We start from the raw sequence: 10,648 nt of genomic DNA, 5'->3' as shown, positions 1-10,648 counted from the left end.
GCTGGAATATTAGAAATTAGCAATAGCTGAGCAAATAAGTGGATCAATATTAAAACGGTGAATTTTTAAAAAAGTGGATCAGATTTCAACTGGTGTTGACACTTAAGTCATGCGGCGAAAGCGTTAGAGCAGCAACAAGAGCAACTGACCACCTACGCAGAGCTGGACTTCGAGGAGAGGTTAAGCCTACTTCTGGAAAGTGAAATCTTGAATCGCAATCAAACCAAAATCCAACGCCTGAAACGACAAGCCAAGCTGAGAGTGGATGCTCAGCCGAGCCAACTTATTTACAAGGAGGGACGAAACCTCAACCGCAAGCAGATGAGCGAACTGCTAACGGGTGGCTATCTGCACAAGCACCAGAACATCTTGATCACAGGCCCAACAGGCGCAGGTAAAACGTATCTTGGTTGCGCACTGGCAACTAGCGCCTGCGACCAACAACAAACGGTCAGATACTACCGATTAACTCGCTTGCTTGATGATCTGACCTCGGGTCGTCTGGATGGTAGCTATCAAAAGCAACTTCAATCGTTGGCTAAGAAAGCTCTACTGATCCTCGACGACTGGGGGATGGAAAAACTGACTCAAGAGCATGCAGGTCACTTGTTAGAAGTGCTTGAGGACCGCTACCAAAACAGCAGCACAATCGTCATCAGTCAACTACCTGTCAAAGAGTGGTACAACATGATCGGCAACGCCACCGTCGCTGACGCTCTCATGGATCGTCTCGTTCACAATAGTCATCGAATAGAACTGGGAGGTGAGTCAATGAGAAAACTGGCGCAATCCGATCACTTAGAGTAAAAATAGGAAGAGAGAAAAACGGTAGGATCAGGTGATCGGAATAAACCGAAACGAGCGATCGCAATCACCGAAATACGCAAAAGGTGGTTACATATCAGAATAGCTCTGAATTAGTACCCTCTATTCATGTCGCAAACAGCTATGTTTTATAGTTAATTAATATAGAATTAACAGCTCTAATTGAAGTTAATTCAGCCTCACTAAAGCTCTTGCCAACACTAATCACAAACCCATAACGATTAAATGAATCTGAGATAGGCTTTAATTCATCTCCCTTACGAATAGAACACTCGATGTCTATTATATTTGGGCTATGCAATAAGCTTTCAATACCACTAACAGATTCAACAACCCCTTCTTCTGGATTAATAAATCTTATAGATGCATATTGGTTGTGTGAATTCTGAGCATCTGTTTTTTTGCACATACCAAGTGGCCACAATATTGACAACTCGGCTAGATCAATAGAAGTTGATAACTTAACTAAAGAAGATATACGGTCCCCACCGATTCTATTATGGGTTTCAATGATATGAATATCATCTTTAAAAATTTTTATTTCAGTATGAGATGCCCCATCTTTAATACCAATGATATCAAGAAAGCTTACAATATAACTCTTAATTGACTGGTGAGTATCTTTAGAAATATTTGCTGGAGTAATGTGTCCAATTTCAGTAAAGTTTCCTCCTCCAACGATAGTTTTTTCTGTTACAGCAATAACTTCATGTGAGCCACCAAAAGAAAAACATTCTACTGAAAACTCTCTTCCCTCAACGAAGCGCTCAGCAATTAATCCATTGGTAAGCTTAGTGTCAGAAAATTCAATATCATTAGATATTTTTTTAACACCAATGCTTCCAACTCCATTTTTAGGCTTAACTATTATTGGATAGCCAAACTTTTTTATAAAGTCGCTTAACTGATTTTTATCTTCTAACTCGATATATGGCAAAGAGAAACCCTTATAAGAAGAAAGTATAGAGCGCATTTTAGCTTTGTTGTAAATTATGTCGATCGTTTCCGAAGAAGTGAAGGGTAACTGTAAACGAGATGAAAGCTCTGAGGCAATTGGAATAGCTTTTTCTGTAAGTGTTACTATTGCAGATATAGGTTCTATCTCATTCAATCCATCTAATAAACAAAAGCAGGTTTCAATATTATCATAATCACATAAAATCAAATTATAATTCATGTCTGAGTTATATGATTTAATATTTTCGATTTTATCAACTATTGTACACTTTATGCTATGCTTATCAACAATATCTAACATTGCTTTATGAGGACTTATCATCACTAAATGTTTTTGCATAACCTTTTCCTTTATTGTAAATGTTTGCTAGTGATAGAATTGATAATAATAATGTAAAGATAGATAAAATCTCCCACAGGCTAAAATCATTAAAACTAACCAAATAAAATGATGTTCCTATATAACTCCCAAACAAGCCACCAAAAGCAGCAGCAAGACTCATAATACCAAAAGAACTCGCAACCATTTTGTCATTCACAAGAGTAGCTTCAAAATCAAGTCTAATCTGAAAAATAATTTCCGCAAATGTAAATACAATCACTGAAAGAAATAGTAACCAGTAAGAGTGTATTGAATTTTCAACCAAATAAAAAGAAAGAGAAAACAACAAAAAACCTAATATCACGGGATGATTATTTGATCTAGTACAAGCCCACTTAGAAATATGGACTTGAAATAATATGACAATAACCGCATTGATAATAAATATAGCCGAAACGGTTGCCTTATTATAAAGTTCCTTAGCAAGAAGAGGAATTGTAACTTCAATTTGCATGTATAAAGCCATAAAAATAAATGTGGCTATGAAAATTGCTAGCATTTTATAATTTAATGACAGTTCGATAAAGTCTCTGAATTTCAAATTATCAGTAGATGAATATCGATTTGTTTCTTTTAGGAGATAGTTTAAAATTAACAAAAGTATGAATATCATACCAACTGATGTAAATAATAGGCGAGCGGATACCTCAAAAATAGCAAGGCCTATAACAGGACCTAGTGCAACCCCAATATTAGAAAAAACAACCCTTGTTGAGAGAACTTCAATTCTTTGCTTCTCATTGGTGACCTGAACTAAATATGATTTTGCTGCTGGTAAATAAATACTACTTCCCAGCCCAATCAAAGAGCATGAAACTAGCAATAGATAAAAATCATTTACAAAACCTAACGCTAAATAGCCTGGAATTCTTACTATTAATCCAATCAATAATGTTTTTTTAATGTTAACATAATCAGATAAGATGCCTCCTAATAGGGAGCCAGCTCTTTGACACCAAAAAGCAACACCTATAATTATTCCGACATCTACTGTGCTTATTGTATCTAATTCATCTAAATAAATTGCTAAAAATGGTATGACCATAAATATGCCAATATTACTTAAAAGAGTAGTAATTAATATTAATTTAACATTATAGCTAAATTCTTTATATAATTTAAACAATTTCTACTCCATTATTGTTTTTATCTTATTTGCTTCAGATAATACATCAAGTAATGCAGATTCTGTTGAATCAGATTTTGTCAATAAAATGGCTACGCAAGCACTTTGGTCATTTAGATTTTTAATTTCTTTCCCTTTATATGCACATGGGTAGATAGTACTTTTGTCTTTATCCATATATCTAGAATCAATATGAGAGAAAACACCTTGTTCTTTAGCATATATAAATACTTGACCAGTATATGTTGACGCATCAAGGGTCATATCAAGAACCTCAGGCCTCTTATTCATTGCCATTTCAAGAAAAGCTTTATAAAAGTTATAATCGAAAGCTTGGCACAATGCTTCACCAATTTGGACACCACCAAGCCGAGGGTTTACTTCTACAACCTCAAAGCCATCTTTTGTAACTATAAATTCCGTATGAGCAAAACCATCTGTATAACAGATCGAATCTAGAATTTTATTTATCCAGTTATTAACGCCTTTTAGAGATTTAAATCTTAGATCTATGGGCAATGAAATAGCCTTCTCCATGAAGTTAGGCATGTCAGATAAAACACGACTACTAATTGATATTAGTTTTGTTTCGCCTTTATAACTTATTGTTTCAGCACTATAAAGAGTTCCTGTAAAGTAGGTTTCTAACAAAATATCTTCTAGATCTTCTTTATTTTTTAAATCTAAAATTAAATTTATTAGTTCATCATAATTCTCAGCAAACCAAACATTTTTAGAACCTGTCCCACTTGGGTCTTTAACTATCAAAGGGTACTTTAGATTTGATAAGTCTTTTTCATATTGATAAGTAGGGTTATTGAGCTTGACTAACTTAGAAATACCTTTTGTCAAATTATTCTTACATAAGGTATTCCTTAATAAAAACTTATTTCTACATATCTTTGTTGATATTGGATTTTGACCTGTAAAACCAAAGTGTTCTGACACCTCTGTCGCCATATTTGTCCAGGTATCGGTTAAATTTATAATTCCTCTTAAATTAGGGGTTTTATTACATTGCTTAATCACTTCATTTTTATCAAATGTATTTATTTTTATCAAATTAAAATTACTACTATTAATTTTATCTAGTTCAAACCTATAAATTTCAGGATTATATGTTAATAGTGTTAAATTAACATTGAGCGATTCTGCAGCTTCAACAAGTTTCCCTAAGCCAAAGGTCAATGCTTCTATTAATACAAAGTTCATACATTCTCCATTTCGTTATTTTTAAACTTTTTCAAATAGGTATTTTCTTTTCGATGCCACTTAACTCTCGACCAAGGCAAACTTAACTCATCAGCCGAAGTTATAAATTTTGGTTCACTCGGCTCAGTGCGAGAGACTTCGTCACTAAGGTAAACATCATCTACATAACGATGCCCCATATCTGGAGCAATAAAAATACAAGGCTTATTAGGTGTTAACTTATTGAGTTTTTCAGCGACATAAAAGCTACCTCCACTAGAAAGGCCTGCAAATATTGCATGATTTTTCATAAGTTTTATTGCACCTGCTTTACACAAATCAAATGACAACCAATCAATGTAGTCATAATTTGAATGTTTTACATTAGAAAATTCTATTGCACTTCCAATTCCAGCAATTATTATCTCTGGATCTTCTACGTGCTCACAGCCAAATGTAACACTTCCATATGGTTGTAAGCCATACAAAGACACTTTTTTTCCACTTTCTCTTAAATAGGTTGCAGTTGCTCCTGTTGAACATCCTGATCCAATACCGCCAACTAAAGTCAACTCTTCAGAGTCAAATTCCTCAAGCAGTAACTCAGCAAATTCTTTATATCCTTCATAATGAATATCATCATGATACTGTTGCATCCAATAATAGTTATTATTTTTTTTGATAGTTTTCTTTACTTTTTTAACTCTAAGTTCTTGATCTAGCTTAAGTGTGCCTGCCGAATCAACTCCTTCGACAATGGCACCTAATAAATTAAGCTGTGATCTTATATTTTTATCGACGGTTTTCGATGCAACTATATGACACTTTATTTTATATTTATGACACGCTAGTGCTAATGCATATGCATATATTCCACTTGAACTATCAATCAATATCGAGTCTTTATTTATAATCCCATCCTCTAGAAGCTTTTTAACTGCAAATAGAGTTGAATATATTTTCATAGATTCGAACCTTGCTACATAAAGGTTGTTTTTTAATTTTATCAAGTGAGGTTTTTTAATAGCATCAGATATATGGTTATACATTAAATATTGTTCCTTGTTTCATTTCTAATTCTAAACTTCTAAACAATTTCCTGGCATTGTTTAATTTTTCGAAACCAATATTTTCCTTAAAAAGAAAGCCTATGAGTGACCCAGTGTGTGCAACTATCAGGCCATCAGCTCCAATTTGATTATAATTTTTATACATGTGATTAAAACTGTTCTTTGGCATAGCCATTTGAGATAGCCTTGCACTCTCTGTCGAGCATTGAATTATTCCTATTGTATTTTTATTCTTGAATGCACATTGAACACGGTGTAATAGCTTCTTATATTCATCACTATAACTATAATAGTGATTTAGAAGTAAATCCCTAGTATTATTGGTATCTACTCGGTCATTTTCCAGAGCATAAAGGCAGTAAATCGGCTTTGGTGGGTTATATATGTCAACTATGACTTGCTTTTGGCTTAAATATAAAGATGGAAATTGTATAAATATAGAGTCGGATCTTTCTATTCCTTTAATTATCTCACAAACGTCTTTAATTGTTAATATCTGTTTTGAAAATGTATTTATGCAGTTAAGAGCTGCAACAATATCCGATGTGGAGCTTGACATGCCAGCTCCAATAATACAGTCACTTTCAAATGACCATGTCCCTTCTATTATTTCTACTTCGAACTTTTCAAAATATGAATCAATTGCTTTCTTGACCTTTATTTTTCCAAGCTCTAATAGGTTACATTTATTACTTGGAATAAATTTAGCAACAGTATAGTTATCTGATATGGCAGAAATAATCCCAATATCCATTGTATTTTTTGAAAATACAGGTCCTTGATACAATTCTCCTAAAGACCCTCTACATATATACTCAATACCACTAAAAACATGCTCTTTAAAGCCTGCTTTGTTATATTTTTTATCAATAATATACATAAGCATAACCTCTTTTTTACAGGAAGGTAGTTATTTTCATTTTATTTGTCAAAGTTTTATAGCAAACAGTTTCATAATTTTGATTTATGTCATGTTTTTAACTATTCATTTTCAATTTTTCTTTATTGTTAACTGGGCATTTACTTGGCTTTGTTGCTGAATTCTGTTTATGAACGGACGGCAGCTAAATCGTTCGTCTTTTAAACGATATACTGAGTTTCGGGCATACCTATCCCAGTTAACTTGTTGAGTGCTTTGATCATGGCGTAAGTCTCCCCAACTTGTGCATTGTAATTACGAAGAGTGAGTGATGCTCCAAGTAACTGTTTCACACGATACATAGCGGTTTCTGACAGTGAACGCCTGTGGTAACCATACTTCTGTTTCCACTTTTTGTTTGACCCATAGAGTTTCTGGCAGCCAACCGCCAGATTGCGTGGATGACCCTTTTCCCAGAAGGCTGCTCCCTCACGCGGAGGGATTAGAGGTATCGCTTTCTTAACTCTAATCGCCCTGTGGTACTCCCTCGTATCGTATGCGCCATCTCCCGAGATCTCCTTGATGGCTCTGCGTGTTTGTTTGAGTAGATTGGGGAGTACTTCCGCATCTGTCACACCTGATAATGTCAGCTCCGCTGCGATAATTTCATGAGTATCGGTATCCACAGCAAGATGGAGTTTACGCCAGACTCGACGCTTACCATCTGTTCCATGCTTTTTCACTTTCCATTCGCCCTCACCGTATACCTTGAGTCCAGTTGCATCAATGGCTAGGTGCTGAATAGTTCCTCGTGAAGAGGTTTTAAAGCAAACCTCGACATTCTTAGCTCGGCGACTTATGCAGGTATAGTGGGGACAAACTAATGGAACATTGGCCAATTTAAAAACGGAGCAGATAAAGCCTTGCAACGCCCTTAAAGGCAAGGAAAAAATGCGCTTTACCATTAGAGCAGTTGTGATAGCTAGGTCACTAAACAATCGTGGTCTACTACGCCTATCCTGCTTAGGGTGTTTCCACTCAGTTATCGCCTCTTCGTCAATCCAAAACGTGAGTGAACCTCGGTTGATTAGTGAGTTATTGTACTTGCGCCAGTTAGTGGTTTTATAGCGAGGCTTCGGCATGAATTTAAAGTAAGTGAATGAATGTCCCTGATCTGATCGTAAGATTCTGATTTAGTTCATTCTATTTATGCAACAAAGCTTCATTCAAATGAAAAATAAATTACAAGATTATACAGAGTCAGAGTTTTTACAGTTGTTATTGGCATCTGAAGAACTTGATTTCAGTGATGATGATTTGGATGATCTGGTAAATTTTTTCAATGAAAAGATCAATCATCCCAAAGGCAGTGCGCTTTGTTAACCCATCCTACAATGCTGGGAATAGAAGATTCATCAGAGGCAATTATTGAAGAGTTAAAACGTCGGTATACAGAAAATGGGCAACCATGCTTCAAAGACCAACAAATATGACTTTTATCTAAAGGATGTTTTTCTATCGAGAAAGAGAAGACAAATGATGGCGTTATTTACGACGTTCTGAACCATAATTGGTAGATCTTCTCTCTCTTTGAAAATTTTTTCTATTGCTGCACAGCACCTTTCATCTTCGGGTGTAAATAAAACGAAGGTTTGTGTTACATCTCCTTTCTCATCTTTTTTTAATGAATATCCTTCCATTTTTCGTAACAAAACTCGTAAACTAAACTATGTAATATAAACGTATGGAAGTGTTTCATGATAATTGGATATGCGAGAGTAAGCACTACAGATCAAAACTGTGATTATCAGATTGATGAACTAACCAAATCTGGCTGTGAAAAAATCTTTATAGAAAAGGCTTCAGCTAAGACCAAAGATCGCCCTGAACTCACTAGACTACTAGATTCCCTGCGCCAGGACGACATAGTTGTAGTTTATAAACTTGATAGGCTTGGACGCAGTCTGAAAGATCTTATTACTTTGCTTGAGATGTTTAAGAGCAATGGAGTTCAGTTTAAATCATTGTCCGAAAACATTGATACAACGACATCTACAGGGAAGCTAGTGTTTAACGTGATTGGAGCTATAGCTGAGTTTGAGCGAGATATTATCGTGGAAAGAACCAAGGCTGGACTTAAAGCTGCAAGAGCGCGAGGCAGAAAAGGTGGCAGGAAGCAAAAACTCACAGATAAGCAAATTAAGCTAGCAAAATCGATGCTACAAGATCCCTCAGTACAAAAATCTGATGTGGCTAAGCACTTCAATATTTCTAGGCCAACGCTCAACAGATATCTAGATGCGGCACCAGATTTGGAACAAGAGAGTCTGTTTAAATAGCGTCTTTAATTTGAAATGTCGGGATTTGGGAATTGGTGCAAATAGAATCTAGGAGAAGACCAGTTGAGCAAAGAGAAAGGACAAAGAAATAGAAATCTCTTCATTGCGTGGGTTGATGAAATGAAGGCCAAGAACCCTCCGAATTGGCTGGATTATTGGCATGGTGATACTTTAAGTCCCAAAAAGATTGCAGATGAACTTGGTTTTGATTCGTCTGCATTCAAAGCATCTAGAAACAAAAAACTCTTCGAACTATTCGATGAGCTTAAGAAAGAGCTTGCAACAGAGGGGGTGTATCAAAAACGGAAAGAGAATCTGCCACTGGAAGAACAGAGCGCTGAAGTCAGGGGAGTGTTCCAGGACAATATGGACGAGAGTATAACAGATAGCATCAAGGTTCGTGACTTAAAGCGGTTCAATGCTCGGTTACAAGCTGAGAATGCAAAACTTACCGCCGAAGTCGCTAGGCTATCTGAATTTAAAGAAGTTCTCATTGAAATGGGGCTTTGGAAATGAGTAACGATACTTTCTTGGTTCGGATTACCCAAATATATCAATATCATCCTGATAATGTTCAGTTAGGTGCTGTGTTTGTTAACCAAAACGTTGGAGCACACCGAATCGTATTGCTAACTACTCAAAACCAGCTAAATATGAAGCCGCAAGTAGGGCAGCAATGGGAGATATTAAGAGAGAATAACTATAGTGTGCGACAACAGCCAGTTAGTGTGGGTGGCTATGTGGACGTGTGGCGTTTCATGCAACCCAAACTTAAGTGTGTGATGCCCGACAATGGTGTTGGTTTCGTTAACTTTTTAAGCTCTGAGAAAGAGTTTGTCGGTATTGGCAGGGTGAAAGCACAATTACTCTGGGCTGAATTCCGTAGTGACATTTTCACCATGCTCGAATGCGAAAAAGATGAACCATATAAACATGATAAATCAATAAGTAACTTTCAAGCGATCAAGGATGTTTTGAGAAGTGATAGGACGGTAAATGCGCTTTATCAAGGTTTTAGAAAATATGCCAATCTCAAGTATGCGAGCCAGTTAGTTGAGTGGGAGGTAGAAGAACCTATTCAACGTCAACTTTTTAGATTGTCAGGTAAGGATGCAATTGGATTTTTGAAAGCGAATCCGTACCGCTTGTTCTCTTTGGGTATGAGATTTAGCAAGGTTGACGAGATCGCACAAAAGCACTTCAAAGTTGAACCAAGTGATGAAATAAGGCTTGCAGCTATAATTGAACAATCTTTGCGTCTATGGAGTGACAAAGGGCATACGGTTGCACTTTGGCGTGATATAGAACATACGATTCGCACCTACTTAAATAACGACAAGTTACTTATTGAAAGGGCTAAACAGTTAACTGGCGACATCATCGGTTTTGTAAAACACGATGACAAATACTACGCCTCAGGCAACTATATTTTTGAAAAAACAATAGCCAAACGATTCAGCAAACTCAGCAAGATGGGAAGCCTTTGGCGAAGTGAACTAGAGGTTGCGTTCACTACTTCTATCCCTGAAGGTTGGAAACTTGAGGAAGCTCAAGCAAGAGCTGTAAGGACAGCATTAGTCAGCCATATTTTTGCTCTCACTGGAGGTGCTGGCACAGGTAAAACGACAACCACGAAGCTTATCGTTGATGCCTATCAAAAATTAGGTTTTAGTATTTATCCAGTAGCGCTTTCAGGAAAAGCAGCTAGACGCCTTCAGCAGTCTATTGGCATTAATTGTATGACGATAGCGCGATTATTACGTAAAGACAGTATTCCAGATAACAGTGTTTTACTGATTTGTCAACACCAGTTGAAATCTGATCCACTTTTTTAAAAATTCACCGTTTTAATATTGATCCACTTATTTGCTCAGCTATTGCTAATTTCTAATATTCCAG

At 36.2% G+C, this 10,648-nt stretch carries 10 protein-coding genes and 1 pseudogene; 5 read left to right on the top strand and 6 right to left on the bottom strand.

The annotated features are described in order from the left end of the window. Positions 1 to 102 precede the first annotated feature (102 nt). A pseudogene (gene istB / locus HC725_RS16335) lies at positions 103 to 807 on the top strand (IS21-like element ISVch3 family helper ATPase IstB); the annotation flags it as partial. Between the two features lie 139 nt (positions 808 to 946). Here istB and HC725_RS16330 read toward each other — a convergent pair. The 6 genes from HC725_RS16330 to HC725_RS16305 form a co-directional block, all read right to left on the bottom strand. Beyond that, positions 947 to 2,122 (bottom strand): ATP-grasp domain-containing protein, encoded by a 1,176-nt coding sequence (locus HC725_RS16330; protein ID WP_190332921.1) that lies wholly within the window; start codon positions 2,120 to 2,122, stop codon positions 947 to 949. Continuing rightward, positions 2,088 to 3,290 carry an MFS transporter gene (locus HC725_RS16325; RefSeq protein ID WP_203219090.1) on the bottom strand — a complete coding sequence of 401 codons (1,203 nt, stop codon included), beginning with the start codon at positions 3,288 to 3,290 and terminating at the stop codon, positions 2,088 to 2,090. Before HC725_RS16325 ends, HC725_RS16330 begins: the two co-directional genes overlap by 35 nt. 3 nt (positions 3,291 to 3,293) lie before the next feature. Next, positions 3,294 to 4,502 carry an ATP-grasp domain-containing protein gene (locus HC725_RS16320; protein ID WP_190332920.1) on the bottom strand — a complete coding sequence of 403 codons (1,209 nt, stop codon included), beginning with the start codon at positions 4,500 to 4,502 and terminating at the stop codon, positions 3,294 to 3,296. Further along, positions 4,499 to 5,530 carry a pyridoxal-phosphate dependent enzyme gene (locus HC725_RS16315; RefSeq protein WP_190332919.1) on the bottom strand — a complete coding sequence of 344 codons (1,032 nt, stop codon included), beginning with the start codon at positions 5,528 to 5,530 and terminating at the stop codon, positions 4,499 to 4,501. The genes HC725_RS16320 and HC725_RS16315 overlap by 4 nt, the downstream gene beginning before the upstream one ends. Continuing rightward, entirely contained in the window at positions 5,523 to 6,431 is a 909-nt protein-coding gene (locus HC725_RS16310; protein WP_190332918.1) for a GHMP family kinase ATP-binding protein, read from the bottom strand. Before HC725_RS16310 ends, HC725_RS16315 begins: the two co-directional genes overlap by 8 nt. A gap of 200 nt (positions 6,432 to 6,631) precedes the next feature. After that, complete coding sequence (locus HC725_RS16305; RefSeq protein WP_190332917.1) at positions 6,632 to 7,552, bottom strand: IS5 family transposase; 921 nt, start codon at positions 7,550 to 7,552, stop codon at positions 6,632 to 6,634. An 88-nt stretch (positions 7,553 to 7,640) separates the two neighbouring features. On the opposite strand from HC725_RS16305, the gene HC725_RS16300 reads away from it, so the two are divergent. The 4 genes from HC725_RS16300 to HC725_RS16285 all read left to right on the top strand — a co-directional run bounded on the left by HC725_RS16300 (position 7,641) and on the right by HC725_RS16285 (position 10,584). Next, complete coding sequence (locus HC725_RS16300) at positions 7,641 to 7,793, top strand: bacteriocin immunity protein (RefSeq protein ID WP_190332916.1); 153 nt, start codon at positions 7,641 to 7,643, stop codon at positions 7,791 to 7,793. Positions 7,794 to 8,167: 374 nt separating this feature from the next. Further along, positions 8,168 to 8,749, top strand: a complete 582-nt coding sequence (locus HC725_RS16295) for a recombinase family protein (RefSeq protein ID WP_029854399.1) — start codon at positions 8,168 to 8,170, stop codon at positions 8,747 to 8,749. A gap of 63 nt (positions 8,750 to 8,812) precedes the next feature. Beyond that, positions 8,813 to 9,265: a hypothetical protein gene (locus tag HC725_RS16290; protein WP_113597703.1), complete on the top strand. Its 453-nt coding sequence runs from the start codon at positions 8,813 to 8,815 to the stop codon at positions 9,263 to 9,265. Then, the gene (locus tag HC725_RS16285) at positions 9,262 to 10,584 is read left to right on the top strand and encodes an AAA family ATPase (protein WP_190332915.1); all 1,323 of its coding nucleotides are present in this window, start codon (positions 9,262 to 9,264) and stop codon (positions 10,582 to 10,584) included. The genes HC725_RS16290 and HC725_RS16285 overlap by 4 nt, the downstream gene beginning before the upstream one ends. Positions 10,585 to 10,648: the final 64 nt, after the last annotated feature.

Origin of the sequence: Vibrio sp. S17_S38, from assembly GCF_014694375.1 — a bacterium.
Lineage (GTDB): Bacteria > Pseudomonadota > Gammaproteobacteria > Enterobacterales > Vibrionaceae > Vibrio.
The sequence above is the reverse complement of the archived record's forward strand: the minus strand, read 5'-3'. Positions and strand labels throughout refer to the sequence as shown.

What these genes read in the sequence shown, in the direction of transcription:
- HC725_RS16330 (WP_190332921.1), bottom strand. Translation starts at nt 2,122, where the DNA reads ATGCAAAAACATTTAGTGATGATAAGTCCTCATAAAGCAATGTTAGAT.
- HC725_RS16320 (WP_190332920.1), bottom strand. Translation starts at nt 4,502, where the DNA reads ATGAACTTTGTATTAATAGAAGCATTGACCTTTGGCTTAGGGAAACTT.
- HC725_RS16315 (WP_190332919.1), bottom strand. Translation starts at nt 5,530, where the DNA reads ATGTATAACCATATATCTGATGCTATTAAAAAACCTCACTTGATAAAA.
- HC725_RS16310 (WP_190332918.1), bottom strand. Translation starts at nt 6,431, where the DNA reads ATGTATATTATTGATAAAAAATATAACAAAGCAGGCTTTAAAGAGCAT.
- HC725_RS16305 (WP_190332917.1), bottom strand. Translation starts at nt 7,552, where the DNA reads ATGCCGAAGCCTCGCTATAAAACCACTAACTGGCGCAAGTACAATAAC.
- HC725_RS16300 (WP_190332916.1), top strand. Translation starts at nt 7,641, where the DNA reads ATGAAAAATAAATTACAAGATTATACAGAGTCAGAGTTTTTACAGTTG.
- HC725_RS16295 (WP_029854399.1), top strand. Translation starts at nt 8,168, where the DNA reads ATGATAATTGGATATGCGAGAGTAAGCACTACAGATCAAAACTGTGAT.
- HC725_RS16285 (WP_190332915.1), top strand. Translation starts at nt 9,262, where the DNA reads ATGAGTAACGATACTTTCTTGGTTCGGATTACCCAAATATATCAATAT.